Annotated in this window: 23 protein-coding genes; 15 read left to right on the plus strand and 8 right to left on the minus strand. The window is 44.9% G+C overall.

Annotated features, from left to right (window positions below; translation table 11 throughout):
• Positions 1 to 283: 283 nt before the first annotated feature.
• Positions 284 to 1,486, minus strand: coding sequence for a putative sulfate/molybdate transporter (locus HXW94_RS15725; protein ID WP_178367851.1), 1,203 nt, complete (start codon positions 1,484 to 1,486; stop codon positions 284 to 286).
• Between the two features lie 186 nt (positions 1,487 to 1,672).
• Between HXW94_RS15725 and HXW94_RS15730 the strand changes: the two genes are divergently transcribed.
• From HXW94_RS15730 to HXW94_RS15765, 9 genes are all read left to right on the plus strand, one after another.
• Positions 1,673 to 1,843 carry a hypothetical protein gene (locus HXW94_RS15730; protein WP_246294120.1) on the plus strand — a complete coding sequence of 57 codons (171 nt, stop codon included), beginning with the start codon at positions 1,673 to 1,675 and terminating at the stop codon, positions 1,841 to 1,843.
• Positions 1,844 to 1,994: 151 nt separating this feature from the next.
• Positions 1,995 to 3,605, plus strand: coding sequence for a fumarate hydratase (locus tag HXW94_RS15735; RefSeq protein WP_178367852.1), 1,611 nt, complete (start codon positions 1,995 to 1,997; stop codon positions 3,603 to 3,605).
• Between the two features lie 100 nt (positions 3,606 to 3,705).
• On the plus strand, positions 3,706 to 4,233 hold the full coding sequence (locus HXW94_RS15740) for a dihydrofolate reductase family protein (protein WP_178367853.1): 528 nt from the start codon (positions 3,706 to 3,708) through the stop codon (positions 4,231 to 4,233).
• Positions 4,234 to 4,449: 216 nt separating this feature from the next.
• Positions 4,450 to 5,742, plus strand: coding sequence for an RNA-guided endonuclease IscB (iscB, locus tag HXW94_RS15745; protein WP_178367854.1), 1,293 nt, complete (start codon positions 4,450 to 4,452; stop codon positions 5,740 to 5,742).
• Between the two features lie 113 nt (positions 5,743 to 5,855).
• Positions 5,856 to 6,086 (plus strand): antitoxin TumA, encoded by a 231-nt coding sequence (gene tumA, locus HXW94_RS20165; RefSeq protein WP_178367869.1) that lies wholly within the window; start codon positions 5,856 to 5,858, stop codon positions 6,084 to 6,086.
• 30 nt (positions 6,087 to 6,116) lie between these two features.
• A complete protein-coding gene (locus HXW94_RS15755) occupies positions 6,117 to 6,521 on the plus strand; it encodes a hypothetical protein (protein WP_343054661.1) in 405 nt (134 codons plus the stop codon).
• Positions 6,470 to 6,616: an MBL fold metallo-hydrolase RNA specificity domain-containing protein gene (locus HXW94_RS19585; RefSeq protein ID WP_246294124.1), complete on the plus strand. Its 147-nt coding sequence runs from the start codon at positions 6,470 to 6,472 to the stop codon at positions 6,614 to 6,616. Before HXW94_RS15755 ends, HXW94_RS19585 begins: the two co-directional genes overlap by 52 nt.
• 183 nt (positions 6,617 to 6,799) lie before the next feature.
• A complete protein-coding gene (locus tag HXW94_RS15760; RefSeq protein WP_178367855.1) occupies positions 6,800 to 7,030 on the plus strand; it encodes a hypothetical protein in 231 nt (76 codons plus the stop codon).
• Positions 7,024 to 7,344 carry a type II toxin-antitoxin system PemK/MazF family toxin gene (locus HXW94_RS15765; RefSeq protein WP_178367856.1) on the plus strand — a complete coding sequence of 107 codons (321 nt, stop codon included), beginning with the start codon at positions 7,024 to 7,026 and terminating at the stop codon, positions 7,342 to 7,344. Before HXW94_RS15760 ends, HXW94_RS15765 begins: the two co-directional genes overlap by 7 nt.
• Before the next feature lie 306 nt (positions 7,345 to 7,650).
• Here the strand turns inward: HXW94_RS15765 and HXW94_RS15770 are convergent, their stop codons facing one another.
• Positions 7,651 to 8,877 carry a tetratricopeptide repeat protein gene (locus HXW94_RS15770; protein ID WP_178367857.1) on the minus strand — a complete coding sequence of 409 codons (1,227 nt, stop codon included), beginning with the start codon at positions 8,875 to 8,877 and terminating at the stop codon, positions 7,651 to 7,653.
• A gap of 64 nt (positions 8,878 to 8,941) precedes the next feature.
• Between HXW94_RS15770 and HXW94_RS15775 the strand changes: the two genes are divergently transcribed.
• Positions 8,942 to 9,103, plus strand: coding sequence for a hypothetical protein (locus tag HXW94_RS15775; protein WP_178367858.1), 162 nt, complete (start codon positions 8,942 to 8,944; stop codon positions 9,101 to 9,103).
• 125 nt (positions 9,104 to 9,228) lie between these two features.
• Entirely contained in the window at positions 9,229 to 9,363 is a 135-nt protein-coding gene (locus tag HXW94_RS19915) for a hypothetical protein (RefSeq protein WP_281357854.1), read from the plus strand.
• A 56-nt stretch (positions 9,364 to 9,419) separates the two neighbouring features.
• Here the strand turns inward: HXW94_RS19915 and HXW94_RS15780 are convergent, their stop codons facing one another.
• The 5 genes from HXW94_RS15780 to HXW94_RS19920 all read right to left on the minus strand — a co-directional run bounded on the left by HXW94_RS15780 (position 9,420) and on the right by HXW94_RS19920 (position 12,705).
• Positions 9,420 to 10,280, minus strand: coding sequence for a hypothetical protein (locus tag HXW94_RS15780; RefSeq protein ID WP_178367859.1), 861 nt, complete (start codon positions 10,278 to 10,280; stop codon positions 9,420 to 9,422).
• Positions 10,277 to 11,092 carry an ABC transporter permease subunit gene (locus HXW94_RS15785; protein ID WP_178367860.1) on the minus strand — a complete coding sequence of 272 codons (816 nt, stop codon included), beginning with the start codon at positions 11,090 to 11,092 and terminating at the stop codon, positions 10,277 to 10,279. The genes HXW94_RS15780 and HXW94_RS15785 overlap by 4 nt, the downstream gene beginning before the upstream one ends.
• Complete coding sequence (locus tag HXW94_RS15790; RefSeq protein WP_178367861.1) at positions 11,086 to 11,820, minus strand: ABC transporter ATP-binding protein; 735 nt, start codon at positions 11,818 to 11,820, stop codon at positions 11,086 to 11,088. Before HXW94_RS15790 ends, HXW94_RS15785 begins: the two co-directional genes overlap by 7 nt.
• Before the next feature lie 229 nt (positions 11,821 to 12,049).
• A complete protein-coding gene (locus HXW94_RS15795; protein WP_178367862.1) occupies positions 12,050 to 12,415 on the minus strand; it encodes a hypothetical protein in 366 nt (121 codons plus the stop codon).
• Between the two features lie 68 nt (positions 12,416 to 12,483).
• Positions 12,484 to 12,705 (minus strand): type IV pilin protein, encoded by a 222-nt coding sequence (locus HXW94_RS19920; protein WP_178367863.1) that lies wholly within the window; start codon positions 12,703 to 12,705, stop codon positions 12,484 to 12,486.
• A gap of 921 nt (positions 12,706 to 13,626) precedes the next feature.
• Between HXW94_RS19920 and iscB (HXW94_RS15805) the strand changes: the two genes are divergently transcribed.
• From iscB (HXW94_RS15805) to HXW94_RS15820, 4 genes are all read left to right on the plus strand, one after another.
• Positions 13,627 to 14,919: an RNA-guided endonuclease IscB gene (gene iscB, locus HXW94_RS15805; RefSeq protein WP_178367864.1), complete on the plus strand. Its 1,293-nt coding sequence runs from the start codon at positions 13,627 to 13,629 to the stop codon at positions 14,917 to 14,919.
• A 78-nt stretch (positions 14,920 to 14,997) separates the two neighbouring features.
• Positions 14,998 to 15,885: a UbiA prenyltransferase family protein gene (locus HXW94_RS15810; RefSeq protein ID WP_178367865.1), complete on the plus strand. Its 888-nt coding sequence runs from the start codon at positions 14,998 to 15,000 to the stop codon at positions 15,883 to 15,885.
• Positions 15,885 to 16,964 (plus strand): glycosyltransferase family 9 protein, encoded by a 1,080-nt coding sequence (locus tag HXW94_RS15815; protein WP_218576762.1) that lies wholly within the window; start codon positions 15,885 to 15,887, stop codon positions 16,962 to 16,964. Before HXW94_RS15810 ends, HXW94_RS15815 begins: the two co-directional genes overlap by 1 nt.
• 16 nt (positions 16,965 to 16,980) lie before the next feature.
• On the plus strand, positions 16,981 to 17,865 hold the full coding sequence (locus HXW94_RS15820; RefSeq protein ID WP_178367867.1) for a glycosyltransferase family 2 protein: 885 nt from the start codon (positions 16,981 to 16,983) through the stop codon (positions 17,863 to 17,865).
• A gap of 30 nt (positions 17,866 to 17,895) precedes the next feature.
• Here the strand turns inward: HXW94_RS15820 and glf are convergent, their stop codons facing one another.
• A complete protein-coding gene (glf, locus tag HXW94_RS15825) occupies positions 17,896 to 19,053 on the minus strand; it encodes a UDP-galactopyranose mutase (RefSeq protein WP_178367868.1) in 1,158 nt (385 codons plus the stop codon).
• Positions 19,054 to 19,327 lie beyond the last annotated feature (274 nt).

A 19,327-nucleotide genomic window follows, 5' to 3' on the forward strand; every position in this document is an offset into this window, starting at 1 on the left:
TATCCAGAACAAATACGCTCAATTTTAAAGTCCTCTTGTTTCCAAGGTAATGTTTGCCGCGTCAATGTTATGACCGGGTTTAGCGCAAGCAGCACCGGCTTAACCCCTTAAACCTGTTTAACCACTTGCCGTAGAACCTGGAGCTGGCGAGCACCCCAGGGTACCTATTTCCGATCTAACGTAGTACTCGAAGCACTTAGACTGGTCAACTTTGGGGCCTTTTCAAGCCCCTCGGTCTTTAGCCGAGGGGTAGTTGACGCTTTTTTCCTCAATGTATTGCGGATTAAATTTGGATGCGTTTGATTCCGTATGCCAGAATAATTCCGAAAATAGTACCTATGGCCAGGTTGGCGGCAAGGGTTAACGCGACAATGGTCACAATGACAAACAATTCATTTCTGGTGTGCATGTCGCTGATGGTCAAAGCCAACTGGCTTCCGGCAAATATCAGCAGCACGCCGAGGATGGATATGGGGATCAGAAAAAGCACATAAATAAACCCCGCACCCAGAATCAGGGCAAGGCCTGCCATGATCCCGCCGATGATCAGATTTGACCCGGCGGTTTTGGCGCCGAACCGGTAGTGGGCGGCAAGGCCGCCGGCGCCGTGGCACATGGGCATACCGCCGAACATAAAACTTAAAAGATTACCGGCAGCCATGGAAAAGCATAATGCCGTGTAGGTCATTTTTTTGGCATTATCCCCAAAATAATCCTTTGACAGATCGGCCTGGGCAACTACGGCATTGCCCAGCGTCATGGGTAGCTGGGGGAGAACCACGGCAAACAGGGCAAAGGTAAAGTCTGGCGGAGCAGGAAATCCATGGGGCCAAAGATGGGGAAAATACAGGCCTGGTTTAAGGGTGTCAAATCCCTGTTTTGTGCCCAGAATCAGGCCGATGAACAGACCTAAACCAATTACGATTAGTGCGGCCGGCAGTTTTTTATTGTTTAAAAAGACCAGGGTAATAATTATTCCGCACATGCCGATGATAAGGGGGATGGGGATAAACCCTGCGGACTGAATCGTAAGGTAGGGTTCAGCACCCTGATCCGCCCCTGCAATCAGGACTTTGCCCAGGATTATCTTTATCCCCTTGACCATGAGCATCAGTCCTGTGGACAACTGGATGCCCCGGATAACAGCGCGCGGGATGTATTTCCCGAATTTGTCCATGGTCCCTGTAGCGCCGATGATCACAAGGCAGAGAAACATGAGCAATGCCGATGCCTGGATCTGGGAAGCTGTCATCGCGGTGGCAATGGCATAGGTGCCGATCACCTTCATGGGTTGTACCGGCACGGTGATGCCGTAATATACACCGCCGGCAATGTAGAAGATGCCCATGGAGAAAAACAGTCCCACAGGATCCAGGCCGTTGACCAGGATCATGCCAAGGGCTATGGGCAGGATGGTGCCAAGATCCCCCATGGCACCTGCAAATTCGTTTCGGTTAAATAGATATCTGGGTTGTCGGGTTTCCATATTGATTATGTAAAAAGAACTTAATATAATAAGCTGTTAATTTGTTGTTTATTGAGGTCTGATGTCGGGGGTTCAGGCCGGAGACCTCGGAGACTTGTTTTTTCAGCAGGTCATCTAAATAGTTGGTTTGTTTTTTCAAAATTACCCGTTAAATTGGAAATGAGTTGTGGTTATTGTGGCCTATCAGTGTTAAAACTTCAAGAAAAAACAAATGAAGAATTTTACGAGATCGTCGGTGATGACGATGGGATATTCGGCTGCATGACCCTTCTGGGCTGCGAGGACCACTGCCCCAAGAACCTGCCGCTTCAGAGTCAGATTGCATTCTTGAGACGCAGGATGGCCTTAGTTAAATAGGAATACAGGAAAAATATAAAAGAAAAATGGACAATTGGGCCGGACTTTTATATTAAATATTTCAAACAATGGCGGCAGGCAGCAGAGATCTAAGACCTGTTGCTTGTCAGATCTTCTAAAAGAGGGAAAAACTACAAAGAGGGAAAAACGAATGGAATTTAACTATGCACCCATGTTTCCGTTAGAAAAGGATACAAAAACCCAATACCGCCTGTTGACCAAGGACCATGTCCGGGTCCGGGAATTTGAGGGCAAGGATGTGGTCATGGTAGAGCCCGTTGCATTGACTCTGCTGGCCAATGCCGCGTTTAAAGACGTGGCCCATCTGTACCGGGCCGAACATCTGGAGCAGGTGCGGGCCGTGATTGATGACCCTGAAAGTTCTGACAATGACCGTTATGTGGCCCTGGAGCTTTTGAAAAATGCTGTTATTTCAGCTGAAAAAGTCTATCCCATGTGTCAGGACACCGGCACCGCCATCATTATGGGCAAAAAGGGTCAGCAGGTCTGGACCTGGTCCGAGGATGAGCGCGAATTGTCCAAAGGTGCCTTTGAAGCCTATACACAAAACAATTTGCGGTATTCCCAGAATGCGCCGCTCACCATGTATGATGAAGTGAATACCAAAAACAATCTGCCGGCTCAGGTGGATCTCGCTGCGGTTCAGGGCGATGAATACAACTTCCTGTTCATGGCCAAAGGCGGCGGATCTGCCAATAAAAGCGCCCTGTTCCAGATGACCAAGGCCGTACTCAATACCGAAGAAGGCCTGATTGACTTCATGCTCAAGGAAATGAAGCATCTGGGTACAGCTGCCTGTCCCCCCTATCACATCGCATTTGCGATTGGCGGGACCTCTGCGGAACTCAATCTCAAGGTGGTAAAACTGGCATCAGCCAAATATCTGGACACCCTGCCTACCAAGGGCAGCGAAACCGGTCATGCGTTCAGGGATATTGAGCTTGAGCAAAAGGTTCTGGATCGGTCCAGGGACTTAGGTCTTGGAGCACAGTTCGGCGGCAAATATTTTGCCTTGGATCTTCGGATCATAAGGCTGCCCCGCCACGGCGCTTCCTGTCCCATCGGCATTGGCGTTTCCTGTTCTGCCGACCGTCAGATCAAGGGTAAAATCACCCGGGACGGAGTGTTCCTGGAACAGCTGGTTGAAAATCCGGCGGAATATCTGCCGGCCAGCGAACCTGAAATGGCACCCGCTGTTGAGATTGACCTGAACCGCCCCATGGATGAAATCCGGGCTGAACTGACCAAATATCCGGTATCCACCCGTCTGTCTTTGAGTGGAAAAATTATTGTGGCCAGAGACATTGCCCATGCCAAGTTCATGGAACGGCTTGAAGCGGGAGAAGGACTGCCCGAGTACACTAAAAACCACATCATCTATTATGCCGGTCCTGCGAAAACGCCCGAAGGCGAAGCCTCAGGATCATTCGGGCCCACCACCGCCGGCCGCATGGATCCCTATGTACCTATTTTCCAGAAAGAAGGTGGTTCCATGATCATGCTGGCCAAGGGCAACCGGTCCCAGGTCGTTACGGATGCCTGCAAGACCTATGGTGGTTTTTATCTGGGTTCCCCTGGTGGTCCGGCTGCACGTCTGGGTAAAGACTTTATTAAAAAGGTCGAGCTGGTTGAATATGAAGAACTGGGCATGGAAGCCGTGTGGATGATCACGGTGGAAAATTTCCCTGCGTTTATCATTGTTGATGATAAGGGTAATGATTTTTTTGAAGGCCTGGTATAAATATTCGATCTGCTTTTAATGTCAAACAGGACAGACAGCAACAGCCGGATCTATGACGGTGTCTGTCTGTCCTGTTTTCATCTCTGGACAGGAGAATTCTATGGAAGTCATTTTGCTGATGGCCTCAACCGTGGACGGTATCATTGCAAAAAATTCCAGCCAGGTTGTGGACTGGACCGGTAAAGCTGATAAAAAATATTATGTGGAAGTGACCAAAAAGGCAGGTGTCATGATCATGGGATCAAACACCTATGACAGCATTGGCAGACCCTTGCCGGGCCGCCTGAATGTCGTCATGACCCGGGATAAATCCAGGCAAAGTGATCAGGATAACCTGATATTTACGGATCTGCCGCCGGCCGGGATTCTTGAAGACCTTGAGCGTAAGGGGTACACCAGCGTGGCTTTAGTTGGCGGTGCTACCGTCAATACGTTATTTATCCGGGAAAACCTGATCACCCAGATACACCTGACCTTGGTGCCCCGGCTGTTCGGCTCGGGCCTGTCCTTATTTGCCCCCCCGCTTGACCTGGATTTAGAAGTGTCTTTGACGTCCACTAAAGATCTTGGAGACGGGCATATTCTGCTCATTTATCATGTGGGAAATCGTCAACTACCCCTCGGCTAAAGACCGAGGGGCTTGAAAAAGCCCCAAAGTTGACCAGTCTAAGTGCTTCGAGTACTACGTTAGATCGGAAACAGGTACCCTGGGGTGCTCGCCAGCTCCAGGTTCTACGGTAAGTGGTTAAACAGGTTTAAGGGGTTAAGCCGGTGCTGCTTGCGCCAAACCCGGTCATAACATTGACGCGGCAAACATTACCTTGGAAACAAGAGGATTTTTAAATTGAACGTATTTGTTCTGGATACAAACAAAAAGCCGCAGAATCCGGTACATCCGGCAAAGGCAAGACTGCTTTTGACAGAAGGAAAAGCCGCGGTTTTCAGACAGTTCCCCTTCACGATCATTTTGAAAGAGACCGTTTTGGACGTGGCATCAAACCCATTGCGGATCAAGATTGATCCGGGCAGTAGAGAGACCGGAATTGCCGTGATTAACGACGATTCCGGAGAGATTATTTTTGCCATGGAACTGAGACATCGAGGCCAACAGATCAAAAATAATCTGGAATCAAGACGAGCCATCAGAAGATCCCGGAGAAACCGGAAAACGCGATACCGAAAACCGCGCTTTGATAACCGGACCAGGGCGGAAGGATGGCTGCCGCCTTCATTAAAAAGCCGGGTTCACAATATCGAAACCTGGGTCAACCGGTTGTGCCGGTTTTGCAATATTCAGGCAATTTCAATGGAGTTGGTTCGGTTTGACATGCAGAAAATACAGAATCCCGAAATATCCGGTGTCGCGTATCAGCAGGGGGAACTCATGGGTTATGAGGTACGGGAATACCTTTTGGAAAAATGGGACAGAACGTGTGCCTATTGCGGAAAAACAGATATCCCATTGGAGATTGAACATATCGTGCCGAGATCGAAAGGCGGTTCCAACAGAGTCAGCAATCTGACACTGGCCTGTACGGCGTGCAACAGGAAGAAGGGGAACAAGCCCCTAGAACAGTTCCTTTCAAGGAAACCGCGACTCTTGAAGCGAATTCAAAAGCAGTCCAAAGTGCCGCTCAAGGATGCGGGCGCCGTCAACACGACCCGATGGGACTTGTTCCGTACCTTGAAAAAAACCGGACTGCCGGTTGAAACAGGCTCCGGCGGTCTGACAAAATTCAACCGGACGACCAGGGGACTTCACAAAACGCATTGGCTCGATGCCGCCTGTGTCGGGAAAAGCACACCTGAAAAGATGTTTCAGATCGATAAGGCCGTGTTGATTGTAAAGGCAGACGGTCATGGCTCAAGGCAGATGTGCAGGGTAAACAAGTTCGGATTCCCCCGGACAACAGCAAAGTCAACTGAGAAAAAAGTCAAAGGGTTTCAGACGGGCGACATCGTCAAGGCGGTTGTCACTTCCGGCAAAAAGGTCGGAACGTACACCGGGCGTGTCGCTGTCAGAAAAAGCGGTTCGTTTAACATTAAAACAGTGGACAAAACAGTACAGGGCATTAGCTGGAAATATTGCAGGCTGCTTCATGCATCTGACGGTTATTCCTACAATACGACGTGCTAAGGTCCGGTGCCTGGGCTACTATCTTAATTATAAGGAGGACGGCAATTCCTCCCCTGAGCTAAAGACTCAGGGGTTTCCTTGCCGCATTTTATGAAAAATGAAAAAAACAGAGAATTGAGTATGATTCATCCATAGATGCGCTTGTTGCTATAGCGAAGCATCTCAGCAGTTATGAATCACAATATAAAATGACATCGGAAGAATTCTTTAATAGTTTTATAAATGGGCAATTGGAAGATTCTGAAGATTACATTGAATGGGCCAATGATTACAAACATTATGTTGTGCTCAGACGCGATCTGACACACGGCATCACCTTTACCGTCCTGAAAAATCTAAGATAATCTAAATTATCTATCCTTCCCGGGGTGCCGGTGTTTATCGACTCCCCGCTGGGCATCCGGATCACCCGGATGTACCAGGCCATGGACGACTGCTGGGACAGGGAAGCCAAAGCCCTGAAAGCCGCCGGGGACCACCCCCTACGGTTCAAGCACCTGTATGCCGTGGAAAAGTTTCAGGACCACCGGCGCCTGCTGCACCTCACCGGCCCGGCCGTCATCATCGCCGGATCCGGCATGTGCACGGGCGGCCGCATTGTCAACCACCTGAAACACGGCCTGGACGACCCGAAAAACGACCTGTTCTTTGTGGGATATCAGGCCAAAGGCACCCTGGGCCGGGCCATTGTGGAAGGCCGCACCCGGCCAAAGCCGCCATTCACCGTCTGTCGGGCTACTCCGCCCATGCCGACCAGCAAACCCTTTGCGACTGGGTAAAATCCATGCCGGAACCGCCTGGCGACATTCGACTGGTGCATGGGGAATCGGACGCGCAAAAAGCGCTCAGATCTGAACTTGATGATCTATTTTGAAAATGACAAATAGAAAAGTCTTGCCGGTACTGGCGGATGAAAATTATCCAGGCAATGGAAAAATTGACATTAAGTGATCCAAATGTTAATTTTTGGACAAATGAATACAGAACTCTTTGTAGCGAGGCGAGTCGGGTTTCCGGACGATATTCATATTTGCTAAATAGTTTGGGAAAGCATACCATGACAACAACCATCACAGTAAGGCAAGTCGTAAAAATTCATAATCGTCAACTTTCTCTGATGCTCCCGGAAGGGTTCGATTATGAAGAAGTTGAAGTTATCGTTATGCCGGTGCCAAAACCAAATGATCATATCTCTTTCTGGGAATCATCAGACATTGATATGGTTGGAAAGATTGGACAATCTTCTGCTTGTTTTCCTGAAGATGACGAGGATTATTCAAAATGGTAGGCAGAATTTATCTGGCTAAAATTTATTTTACAGATCTTTCCGAGTATAAAATAAGGCCGGTCATTGTTTTGCGTGAATATGGAGAAGATTGTGTCTGCCTTCCTTTGACAAGTAATCTGAAAAACGAAGGTTTTCTGTTGGGAGCAAATGATTTGGCGGAAGGTTTTTTAAAAAAAGAATCCAAAGTGATCTTTCCAAAAAGTTTTACGCTGCATCGATCTATTTTGATAAAACATCTTGCTACAGTAAAACAGGATATCCTTTCAACGATACATATTGAATTTTGCAAAAAAATGGCGTGTATTCCGCTCTAATTATTCGTCATGGCAAACAATTACTGCCAGTTGAAGAAATATTAGAATGATCGACATAGAACTCTCCATCAATAGGCGTGTTCCAACTCATGATTTCCCCGAAATTCATCAAAATTTTGTAAAGATTCAGGTGAGTAATTTTTAGGTTGATTTGAGTAGAACCCTGAAATTCGGATCCAGAGGATAAACCCAAACATCTTTGATGGGAACAATCACTGTCCCTTTCTTTGGGTGCGTACCTAATTTACCCCGCCCTTTTATTTTACCATGAAGAACATGACGTGCATGAAGAAAATTTTCATTGAATTATAACCAACGAAGATGTTTTTCCGAATACTTAGCGTATTCGCTTTTAGGATGGCGCTTAATTAATTCTTGAAATTTAATTCTTGCTTCCGTGTGCTTGCCTAATCTTTTTAAAATCGTTGCAATTTTATAAATTGAGTCAGCAGTTTTTCTTTTTTTATAGGCTTCTTGAAAATATCCTAAAGCAAGGTCAATCCGTTCTAATTCAAAGGCAGCATCCTCAATGTCGGATTCATAAATTATTGTGGCTGCGTGATAGTAATTTTCATAATTTTTTTTAATTGTCAAAGCGTGGTCAATTAATTGCATTGCTTCGTGGTATTTGCCGTCCGCCATTTTAATTCCTGCGAGCGTAAGCGTTGCTTTGTCCCGCCATTTAAACGGTTCCGGGTTGGAGACCGCTTTTTCAAACGCCTTTTCTTTTTCCTTGCCCTCCAATGATTGCCCATACAGACACAACACCATGCTGTTTTCCGGATTATTTTTTAATGTGACACGCCATATTGATCTGTCATCTTTAAAGTCAAATTGCCTGTAAAAAGTGGAAATAGTATTAACCGATAAAAAAATGATTAATGTGGTGATTATTATTTTAGGGTGAATGTTCTTGTATTGATACATCCATTGAAATAGCATAGCTATTCCGATACTCATCACAGTCAGAGAAAAATAGAGGTATCTTTCGGCCATGGGCACCCATGCCACTTTATCTAAAGCAACCAGTAAAGAGGGAGAGAAAGATAGGATCAAAATTATAAAAAATACCGGTAGTGTCCATTTTCGATAACAGGCGAAAATTAAATTAATCAGGCATAGCAAAGAAAAGAATACCGAATAAACAATGGTATGAATATTGACAATCGCAAAATTTAACGGAAAAGGAATAATAAGTTTTTTTATGTAAAATCCAATCACCGGAAAAAGAAAAAGCAGTTCACCGACACTGTAGACGCCGAATATTTTTGTTGAAAGTAAATCCGGGGCCGAATTTTTGGGCAGCGTGTGAGGCATGACGATCGTTTTTGCTTTTTCAGACGCGTAAAAATAATGTTCAAATCCATTTGTTCGAAAGAAAAAATAGATAAGAAATGGGATTGCTGTCAGAATCGACCACTTTATTACACTTTTTATTACATCCGTATAATTGTCCCGGCATTTTGCCTGTCTGACAGCATCAATAATTATGATAATCGGGATAACCGCTATCGCGTTTTCTTTACAAAACATGCCGGCCAGTACACTTGCTGGAACAAGGAAATACCGAAGCCTGGAATTCAGGTAATATGCCCATATGGCTGCAAGGGCAAAAAAGGTTCCTGCCAGATCAGACCTGCCCGATATCCAGACAACGGATTCACAGGTCATCGGATTAAGGGCAAAGAAAAGCATGGCAACGGTTGCAAAAATTTTTGGATTGTTGTCCGGCAACATCCATTGTTTTGCAATCAGATAAACCAGGGCCGCATTGGCAAGGTGAAGAAAATAGTTCGTAATATGCCACGCAGAAAGAGATTGTCCCCACAATGCATAGTCCATATAACAGATTAATTCTATCAGCGGGCGGTAGTATTGTTTTGTATGAGAAAAGAAAAAATGTTCTTTCAGTTGAAAAGAATCAAACCGATCATGGATTCTATTCAGAACATCCACATCATCAAAGTTGATGAATTCAAAATAATTTACTGGCAGGAAAATAGCCATTACCAGCAGTAACGACAGGTAAAAAGCATAATTAGAAATGACTTTTTTTATTGGCCGGGTCGCTGATTTCATTTGTCAGGATTGAAAAACCTTAATTTGCTTGTCGTGAAAACACGCCCATTCGGTAAAATATAAAATTCTCCGCCATATGGATCTTCCGGCAGATCCTCGATCAATTGATCAGATTTTAAATCAGACAGTTTTTCGGGTAAACTACCGTGTCGATCTTTATATTCTTTGACTTTTTTTTCAAGCTTGTCGAGGATAATGATGGCCTTCAGGCGGGTGTGTAAATGCTTTATCATAAAAGGATCCCGGGTTGTCTTCAACTGTTCTTCAAGCAACAGGATCGCAGGGGCCAACTGGCTTTGATAGACAGATAACCGTGTAGCCAGGGGAAGGATGAAACTCGGCCCGCCGCCACGCTCTGCCGCTTCCATCAGATACCTTGATGCGTTGGCATTGTCTTTCAGAAAATAGTGATAATTAAACCCCAAATAATAAGGCGGCTTGTAATCCCAAGTTCGATTTTCCATGGCTTTTTTCAATAACTTGTTTGCCAGGTCGAGCCTTTGAAAATCCCAAGACAGAACCATGCTGCTCATCAGATAGGCATCCCAGAAAAAAGGATCAAGGGTGGTGATGATATCAGCGGCATCATAAAAAAAATCGGCATGGGACATGTCCATCATTTCTCTTTTAATGATTTTACCACCCAGGTAAGTCGACATTTTTAAATATAGGAAATCAGATATAATCCCTTTAAATTCAAGGGAAGCCGGTGCAGAAAATTCTGAAGGGATAATATATCCCATACCGGAATCTTTGAGGATGGCCATCCGTTTTTCTTCAAGGCCGGTTTGATAAATCGGACAGAATACGATTAGCAGTCCAAGGCAGAAAAACGGGATAAGTTTTTTGAGAATCATGGCAATTCTCTTCTGCTGAACATCAGGGACGCGGCGATCATTAGAATTCCCGAATAGATGGCCGCATAGCCTGTAATTGCAAGCAGATAATCCAACGGTAGATGGATGGCATGGGACGCCTGCACCTTCAGATCAAATACACTCAAGTTTGGAAGGATATACTGAAGGATATCAATCATTTTCTGGATGAATTCTGAAAGCTGGGCCTCCTGCCCGTTAGCACTTTTTAAGTAAATCACAACCTCCTCAATGGTCTGCCCGGCAATATAGGTGCAGATACTGAAAAGTAAGGTGAGAAAAGAACTGCTGGTAATTGACGAAAAAAAAATGATAAACGCGTTCAGGACCACAAACATTAAAAAAGAAGCATAAACAGCTTTGAAATACTCAATCCAGGAAAACGCTTTAAACCAGTTTGTATACTGCATTTTGGCAATAACAATTGTCAGGCTGCTGCAAAATGTCAGCACCGCAAATGCGGTTGAAATAATAAATAAAATTCCGATATACTTTCCCCAGACATACTGTGCCCGGGAAAAAGGCTTGGACATAACACAGTAAATGGTGCGTTTGTCAATATCCTTAGCCATTAGATTAATGGATAGAAAAAAAGTGACCAGAAGCCCTGCCAGTGAAATAGCGGACAGGTTGATATCAACGGCAACCTTGTCTAACTCCCTCATGAAAAATCCTAGCACAACCAGGGTGACGGACATCATGGCCAAGGCGAAAAGGCCGATGCCGAAAATGGCCCTGTCTCTTACCCCTTCAAGAAATGTCAGTATCGATAGCGACAGGACTTTATTCAGCATTCGGATCTCTCCTCAATGGTATGGAGAAAGACTTCCTCCATGGTCTGATTCCCAAGGTCTTCCCGGGTAAAAACCTTTCTGAGGTGTCCCTTGTCCATGACAGCCACCCGGTCACAGACCCGTTCGACATCGTTTAGAATATGCGAGCAGAACAGGATGGTCTTTCCCTGGGCCTTAAGATCCAGGATCAGATCAAGCACCATTTTTCTGCCCAGTGGATCCAGGCCTGACATGGGTTCATCCAGGACAACGACCTGGGGGTCATGCACCAGGGCAAAGCAGATGCCGGCACGCTGGGTCATTCCTTTAGAGTATGTTTTCAGGCGCTGTTTTCGATGGGGATATAAATCAACGGTTTCCAGCAGGGTTTTAATTCGCTTATCTGCCAACTGTTTTGGCATACCCGAAGCAGATGTACTGAACCGCAGCAGTTCAACAGCAGTCAGGTTTGTATAAAAATATGGATTTTCAGGAAGATATCCCATTTTTATTCTGGAAGCAGGATCGAACGGTTTATTATTATCAATTAGAATATCGCCTTTATCCGGTCGAATAAACCCCTGGATCATTTTGATAATGGTACTTTTACCAGCGCCGTTAGCCCCGATGATCCCTAATATTTCACCGTTGCCCACTTTAAAAGAGATGTTTGAAACCGCCTTTTTTTTTCTCATCAGAAAACCGGATACATAGGATTTTGAGACATTGTTCAAATCAATGATCGCCATATTTTACCACGCCTGTTAAATTACAAAAAAAGGGTAGATTCTCTATTGTTTCAGGAATCTACCCTTTTAGGGTGTTGTATGTACAGTTCTTTTTACCATAGTACTCCAACTTTGGTTTTTCCAAGTATGCATTTTGCATAGTTCAATAATAGCTTCGTATACAGAATGTTGTTCTGAAGCATACCAAAGTTGGAGTACTATATTTGCTTAATTTTCTACAAGCTGGTACTTATTTTGATGTAAAGCCACTGGGTATAGTGCCATTTGTTGTCGGAGTTCCTAAATCTGGTGATGTCCCGCTTAAATCTACTGGATCCTGCCCAACATCTCCAGTGGCGGAAGCAACGGCGTATACCATGGCATCTGCACCGGCTTTCGAATTTCCGGTAAGAATACAGTACACAGCAATGTCACTCGCACCTTCAATGAGTACACCCGGAGAAGGATCGTATGCCAATTGAGTACTAGCATCTGATCCGATTGTAACTTGTTTCCCTGCACCACTCTGAGCCCATGTCGCAGCTGCTGCATAGGCGCTGTTGGAAAAAACCAAGATTGCAAAAAAAGCGACTATAGTAATTATTGTTTTTCTCATTATTTATGCTCCTTATCGATAAGTTTATACTATAAATTTAATTAAACTGTGATAGAAAATCGAGAATCTTAATCCTGCGGGTATGAATCCCATTCTGCATAGTAAGCTTCTAGATCTGTTTTCAAGTTCTTTGCATCAGATATAGCCGCAGCATTGTAGGATTTTGCCCGGTATTTAGAGAACTGCGGGATGGCAATTGCAGCCAGAATACCGATGATCGCAATAACAATCATGAGTTCAATCAAGGTAAAACCCTTTTGGTTTTTGTTTTTTCTTAGCCAGTTGGTCATGTGTTACCTCCAAAAAATTATGGTGTTAATATTATGGTGTTAATAATAGAACTGTTGTTCCATTGGCGTTTGAATAGGTAATTTACAAGAAGGGTGCCAGTTGGGTTGAAAAAAGCAAAATAAAAAAAATGATATCTAATATCGATTAGTTATATGAAATTCCCGGACTTCTCTTTTATGATCCCAAACGCCAAAAACCTAAAATTGTCTACAAATTTTGAAATTCATCACCAAATTTTGTCACTTTTCGTCATCTGTTATGGAACCAGGGCCCATCCAATGTCATAAAGTTAAGATGCCTTCAAATTAAAACCACGAAGTTCACGAAGAACATGAAGTTTATAGTACGCGAACCTCTTCGTGAACTTCGCGTTCTTCGTGGTAAAATAGTCAATGCTTAAGTTTATGACATTGATGACCCACCTGAAACGAATTTGCAAAAAATATTTTAAATGACTGTATTAAATGGTAAGGTTTGATCGCTTTTTCTAATTTTAAAAAGGCTGCTACTCGATGATCAAGTTTTTGTTAATTTGCCCAACTTCGGCGTTGGAAAAAATTTTTAATCCTCAAAATATGTTGTATATTCCTCCGGTTAAAAATTGTTTCCGCCTTGAATTTGAACAAATTCCCTAAAAACTTGATGATCGAGTGCTATCATTTTAAAATCATTGGACGTATTTAAGTCAACTACCCCTCGGCTAAAGACCGAGGGGCTTGAAAAGGCCCCAAAGTTGACCAGTCTAAGTGCTTCGAGCACTACGTTAGATCGGAAACAGGTACCCTGGGGTGCTCGCCAGCTCCAGGTTCTACGGCAAGTGGTTAAACAGGTTTAAGGGGTTAAGCCGGTGCTGCTTGCGCCAAACCCGGTCATAACATTGACGAGGCAAACATTACCTTGGAAACAAGAGGATTTTAAAATTGAGTGTATTTGTTCTGGATACAAACAAAAAGCCTCAGAATCCGGTACATCCGGCAAAAGCAAGACTGCTTTTAACAGAAGGGAAAGCCTCAGTTTTCAGACAGTTCCCCTTCACAATCATTTTGAAAGAGACCGTTTTGGACGTGGCATCAAACCCATTGCGGATCAAGATTGATCCGGGCAGTAGAGAGACCGGAATTGCCGTGATTAACGACGATACCGGAGAGATTGTTTTTGCCATGGAACTGAGACATCGAGGCCGGCAGATCAAAAATAATCTGGAATCAAGACGAGCCATCAGAAGATCCCGGAGAAACCGGAAAACGCGATACCGAAAACCGCGCTTTGATAACCGGACCAGGGCGAAAGGATGGTTACCGCCTTCATTAAAAAGCCGGGTTCACAATATCGAAACCTGGGTCAACCGGTTGTGCCGGTTTTGCAATATTCAGGCAATTTCAATGGAGTTGGTTCGGTTTGACATGCAGAAAATACAGAATCCCGAAATATCAGGTGTTGAGTATCAGCAGGGGGAACTCATGGGCTATGAGGTGCGGGAATACCTTCTGGAGAAGTGGGACAGAACGTGTGCCTACTGCGGAAAAACAGATATCCCATTGGAGATTGAACATATCGTGCCGAAATCGAAAGGCGGTTCCAACAGAGTCAGCAATCTGACACTGGCCTGTACGGCGTGCAACAGGAAGAAGGGGAACAAACCACTCGAACTGTTCCTTTCAAGGAAACCGCGAATGTTGAAACGAATTCAAAAGCAGTCCAAAGTGCCGCTCAAGGATGCGGGCGCCGTCAACACGACCCGATGGGACTTGTTCCGTACCTTGAAAGAAACCGGACTGCCGGTTGAAACAGGCTCCGGCGGTCTGACAAAATTCAACCGGACGACCAGGGGTCTTTACAAAACGCATTGGCTCGATGCCGCCTATGTAGGCAAAAGCACACCTGAAAAGATGTTTCAGATCGACAAAACCGTGTTGATTGTAAAGGCAGACGGTCATGGTTCAAGGCAGATGTGCAGGGTAAACAAGTTCGGATTCCCCCGGACAACAGCAAAGTCAACTGAGAAAAAAGTCAAAGGATTTCAGACGGGCGACATCGTCAAGGCGGTTGTCACTTCCGGCAAAAAGGTTGGAACGTACATCGGACGTGTCGCTGTCAGAAAAAGCGGATCGTTTAACATTAAAACAGTGGACAAAACAGTACAGGGCATTAGCTGGAAATACTGCAGGCTGCTTCACGCATCTGACGGCTATTCCTACAATACGACGTGCTAAGGTCCGGTGCCTGGGCTAATATCTTAATTATAAGGAAGGCGGCAATTCCTCCCCTGAGCTAAAGACTCAGGGGTTTCCTTGCCGCATTTTATGAATCAGAAAGTTAACCACTCCCTTGGCAGTGAAATCATCCGCCTGATCCGGCCCTACCAGTGGATTAAAAACCTGCTGCTGTTCTCTCCACTGTTTTTTGCCGGACGGGTCGCTGAATCAACCCTGCTGACAGTCAGTGCCGGCGTGGTGCTGTTCTGCCTGGTTTCAAGCCTGGGATACCTGCTCAATGACTGGATGGACAGAAAAACAGATGTCCACCATTTCAGCAAAAAGAGCCGGCCGTTTGCCGCCCGGACTGTATCCGGAAAACAGGGGATTCTCCTTGCGGGATCCCTTTTTTTTGGTATCTGTATCCTGATCGCTTTGTATCCGCTTCCGCTTCAACTTATTTTTTACCTGGTTTTGTATACCGTCCTTACCTGCTGCTACAGTTTATATATAAAAAATGTCATGATTTTAGAAATTTTTTGCGTCGCCATTGGGTTTGTCGTCCGGGTACAGGCGGGGGGCGCTGCCGCTGATGTGGCAATTTCAAGCTGGCTGTTCCTGACGGTCTTTTTTATTTCCATGATGATTTCAATTGCCAAACGGGTAAACGAACTTAAGGAACTGGGGCCGGACATCGCCGTTCTCCACAGAAAGAGCCAGGCCGGTTATTCGGATAATTACCTTAACAGCATGCTCTGGGCCTGCGGAAGCATCACGCTCGTGGTCTACGCCCTTTATGCCGTTGAACATGGCGCGTTGGTCGTGTATTCTGTTGTTCCGGCGTCCTACGGAATTTTCAGATTCATCTATTTGACAGACCTGGGCCGCGGTTCGGATCCAATACGCACGTTGTTCAGTGATCGGCAACTGTTGGGGACCACGTTAATCTTTTTATTTTTTCTGACGATTGTGATCTATTACTGATGCACTCCCTGATCAGCACATTAAAAACAATTGACCGGATAGTCGGTCCCCGGCTGTTAAAACTTATGCCGAAAACAGCTAACGTTGATCTGTCCAATGGCAAATTGGAAACTATTTTGGTAATCCGGCCCGGGGGCCTTGGGGATGCCCTTTTGCTGCTGCCGGTTTTAAAAGAAATCGCTGCTGCAAAAAATGTAAAAATAGATGTGCTGTGCGAACCGAGGAACAAGTCCGCATTTGAAAATACAAAATTTATCAGCCAAATATATTCATATCAAAATATCCGATCTTTGGTGGATGCGCTCTTAAAAAAATATGATGCAGTGATCGATACCGAGCAGTCTTATATACTGTCGGCCGTCATTACCCGGTGTGTCCGTGCCCCCGTTAAAATCGGGTTTGACACAAACGACAGAGGTAAAATGTATACGTTGACCGTTCCCTATGATCAGGATCGGTACGAACCGGAGCTGTTTTATTCTCTTTTTTCTGGTATTTTCAACCTTGCGGCAGGATTTAAGATTGATCCGCCATATTTCAAGGATTCCCTGCCAGTAAAAATATCGGCAAAAAAATCTGAGTGCGTCTGCCTTTTCCCCGGAACAACTGTTTCGGAAAAAAAATGGCCGGAAGAAAACTGGGCACAAATCATCGAATGGCTGGTTCAAAACAAATTCACACCTGTTTTATTGGGGGGGCGAACAGAAAAAAAACAATGCCAGAGGATCATCGCCCTCAGCGGCAGACCACAGGCGATTAACTTGTGCGGTAAACTGTCAATCTCTCAGACAGCCGGGCTGTTTGAACAGGTAAGGCTGCTGATCAGCACGGACTCGGGGATTCTTCATTTAGCTATGCTGTGCAATGTCCCGACCATATCTCTGTTCGGTCCAAGCAGTTCCCAAAAATGGGCACCCAAAGGAGATGGCCATCTAGTCGTTAACAAGAACTTGCCGTGCAGCCCATGCAGCCGGTTTGGGACCATCCCGCACTGCCTCAACCAGAATGTCTGCATGGCGGAAATCAGGACAAAAGATGTAATTCGAAAAGTAGAATTGATTTTAGATAAGACAAAATAACGGAAAGATACCTGATATGCGTGACGTCATCTTAAAAGCCATTTTAAAAGATTCTCCCAAGGGCGACCTGCGCTCTTTTTCAAAAACGGATAAAAAAATCAGCTGCGTATTCATTTTTTACCAACGGTTTGATTTGATGGGGCAGATTCTTCACAATCTCAACGCCCAGAATATGCCCAAAACTGATTTTGAAGTTGTTCTGGTCGAAGACCGGGGGGGATCGGAGAAAGGCGGCGGCCTGGTCCGTCAGTTCCCTGACCTTGATATCCGTTATTTTGCCCCGCAAGGGGGCTGGGGAAAAATGGGGGCCATGAGAAATTACGGGTTATCAAAAGCCAAAGGGGAAATCTGCCTGTTTCTTGATGACGACACTGTTATCCTGGATCCTTATTTTCTGAAGACCCTGGCCGAACTGTTTGATACCCATCCGGAGTACGACGGCATCATGTCACACGGTCGGGCATCCTACTGCCTGATCAATGGCCGGTATGACTTCCATGATCCTTATTTTTTCACCAACAGATGCATGGCATACCGGAAAACCTGTCTGGAAAAACTGAATGGATTTGATGCCGGTTTTATCGGCCAGGAGGATGTGGAACTGGCCATTCGCTTCATGGCCGGCGGCCACACAGCGCACAAGGCAGAAGGACTGAACTATTACCACCCGCCGCTGATTTGTGAGAATTCAAACAAGGCGCGTGCGGTAGGGGCGTCTTTTGCGGCATCAAAATATTCCGGCATCATGAAATGCCTGCTGTTTTTAAATGGAATCCGGTGGCTGCCCTTGTATATCTCTCCGGCATTGAAGCACCGTTTTATGGCACGGTTTGCATTCGGCTTCTTAAAAGGGTTTCTGGGTCAATTTTTCCATGGGCAGGCAAAACAGACATACCAGTAAGCCATACATAAAGATCGGCTTCAAAATCACTTAACGATTTTTAATTTTCATTTCAAAGATCCGCAATGCTGACTTTATAGTTTGATCCATATCCAAATAGGAATATGTTCCCAGGCGACCACCAAAAAGAACATGTTTCTCTGCCTCAGCCAGTTCAAGGTATCTGGCCAGCATTTTTTTATCTTCAACAGTATTGATCGGATAATAAGGATCGTCCGCTTTTGATACCCCTTTGGAAAATTCTCTGTAAATTGTTGTACCTTTTAAAGGCTTTCGTTCAGGGTGATAATGTTTGAATTCATGCGCCCGGGTATAAGGTATGTCTTCATCAGCATAGTTCATTACAGCGGTTCCCTGAAAATCTGCCATATCCGGAAGAGACTGTTTTTCAAATTCAACAGTCCGCCAGCCAAGGACACCATATTTAAAATTGAAAAAGCGATCAATCGGACCGGAATAGAGAATCAATGCATCCGGGTTCAGGTCTGACCTGATATCAAAGAAATCGGTATTGGTTTGAACCGTAATGTTTTCGTTTTGAAGCATCTCTTTAAAAATAGCGGTGTAGCCTTTGATTGGAATTCCCTGGTACGGGTCGTCAAAATACCCGTCATTGTAGTTGGTACGGACCGGTATCCGGTTGAGAATGGCGGCCGGCAAATTTACGGGTGATGTGCCCCATTGTTTAACCGTATAGCCTTTTATGAACGCCTCGTAAAGCCGCCGTCCAACAAGGCTGATAGCTTTTTCTTCAAAATTTTGGGGATTGCGGATGCCTTCCCTGCCGGTTTCTTTTTTTAAAAAATTTTCTATTTCAGCCGGTTTTAAACAGATATTGTAAAATTTATTAATGGTTTCCAGATTGATCGGCATCGGATAAACACGATCCTGAAAACAGGTTAATACTTTGTGACGGTAATGGTTGAACGCTGAAAAGCGCCTGATATAGCCCCAGACCTCTTTGCTTTTTGTGTGGAAAATATGCGACCCATATACATGGCACTCCACGTCAGTTACGGGGTCGATTTCTGAATAGCAGTTCCCGCCGATATGGGGCCTTTTGTCAATGACCAGGACCTTTCGGTCCAGTATGCGGCTGATCAGTTCTGCTAATGTGGTCCCCAAAAAACCAGCGCCCACAACGATATAATCAAATTGTTTATAATCTTCTTTGGAAAGAGCGTTCATTTTATTTGTTTAAACATCCATATATTTTTTTGACCTGTTGGAATCGTTTTCCCATTGAAGCGTCGTGTTATCGTCTTCAACAACCGGATTTCCCAGCAGTATCTGTATCTAACGATGCTGTTCTTTCCTTCTGTCAGAAAAAACAATGAATGGGGCGCATTCCCATTTTCCCGGTTACCGTAGGCAGATTATTCGTAAATGTTAAAAATATTGTAATTGCTTAATAATACATATAAAAACAACTAGTTGTATCAAAAAATAGACCCTGTAATCC

The sequence above is a fragment of the Desulfobacter latus genome, assembly GCF_013389365.1.
GTDB lineage: Bacteria > Desulfobacterota > Desulfobacteria > Desulfobacterales > Desulfobacteraceae > Desulfobacter > Desulfobacter latus.

Coding starts and splice junctions, on each gene's coding strand:
- HXW94_RS15725 (WP_178367851.1), bottom strand. CDS start 1,486: ATGGAAACCCGACAACCCAGATATCTATTTAACCGAAACGAATTTGCA.
- HXW94_RS15735 (WP_178367852.1), top strand. CDS start 1,995: ATGGAATTTAACTATGCACCCATGTTTCCGTTAGAAAAGGATACAAAA.
- HXW94_RS15740 (WP_178367853.1), top strand. CDS start 3,706: ATGGAAGTCATTTTGCTGATGGCCTCAACCGTGGACGGTATCATTGCA.
- HXW94_RS15760 (WP_178367855.1), top strand. CDS start 6,800: ATGACAACAACCATCACAGTAAGGCAAGTCGTAAAAATTCATAATCGT.
- HXW94_RS15765 (WP_178367856.1), top strand. CDS start 7,024: ATGGTAGGCAGAATTTATCTGGCTAAAATTTATTTTACAGATCTTTCC.
- HXW94_RS15770 (WP_178367857.1), bottom strand. CDS start 8,877: ATGTTTTGTAAAGAAAACGCGATAGCGGTTATCCCGATTATCATAATT.
- HXW94_RS15775 (WP_178367858.1), top strand. CDS start 8,942: ATGGCTGCAAGGGCAAAAAAGGTTCCTGCCAGATCAGACCTGCCCGAT.
- HXW94_RS19915 (WP_281357854.1), top strand. CDS start 9,229: ATGAGAAAAGAAAAAATGTTCTTTCAGTTGAAAAGAATCAAACCGATC.
- HXW94_RS15780 (WP_178367859.1), bottom strand. CDS start 10,280: ATGATTCTCAAAAAACTTATCCCGTTTTTCTGCCTTGGACTGCTAATC.
- HXW94_RS15785 (WP_178367860.1), bottom strand. CDS start 11,092: ATGCTGAATAAAGTCCTGTCGCTATCGATACTGACATTTCTTGAAGGG.
- HXW94_RS15790 (WP_178367861.1), bottom strand. CDS start 11,820: ATGGCGATCATTGATTTGAACAATGTCTCAAAATCCTATGTATCCGGT.
- HXW94_RS15795 (WP_178367862.1), bottom strand. CDS start 12,415: ATGAGAAAAACAATAATTACTATAGTCGCTTTTTTTGCAATCTTGGTT.
- HXW94_RS19920 (WP_178367863.1), bottom strand. CDS start 12,705: ATGACCAACTGGCTAAGAAAAAACAAAAACCAAAAGGGTTTTACCTTG.
- HXW94_RS15815 (WP_218576762.1), top strand. CDS start 15,885: ATGCACTCCCTGATCAGCACATTAAAAACAATTGACCGGATAGTCGGT.
- HXW94_RS15820 (WP_178367867.1), top strand. CDS start 16,981: ATGCGTGACGTCATCTTAAAAGCCATTTTAAAAGATTCTCCCAAGGGC.
- glf (WP_178367868.1), bottom strand. CDS start 19,053: ATGAACGCTCTTTCCAAAGAAGATTATAAACAATTTGATTATATCGTT.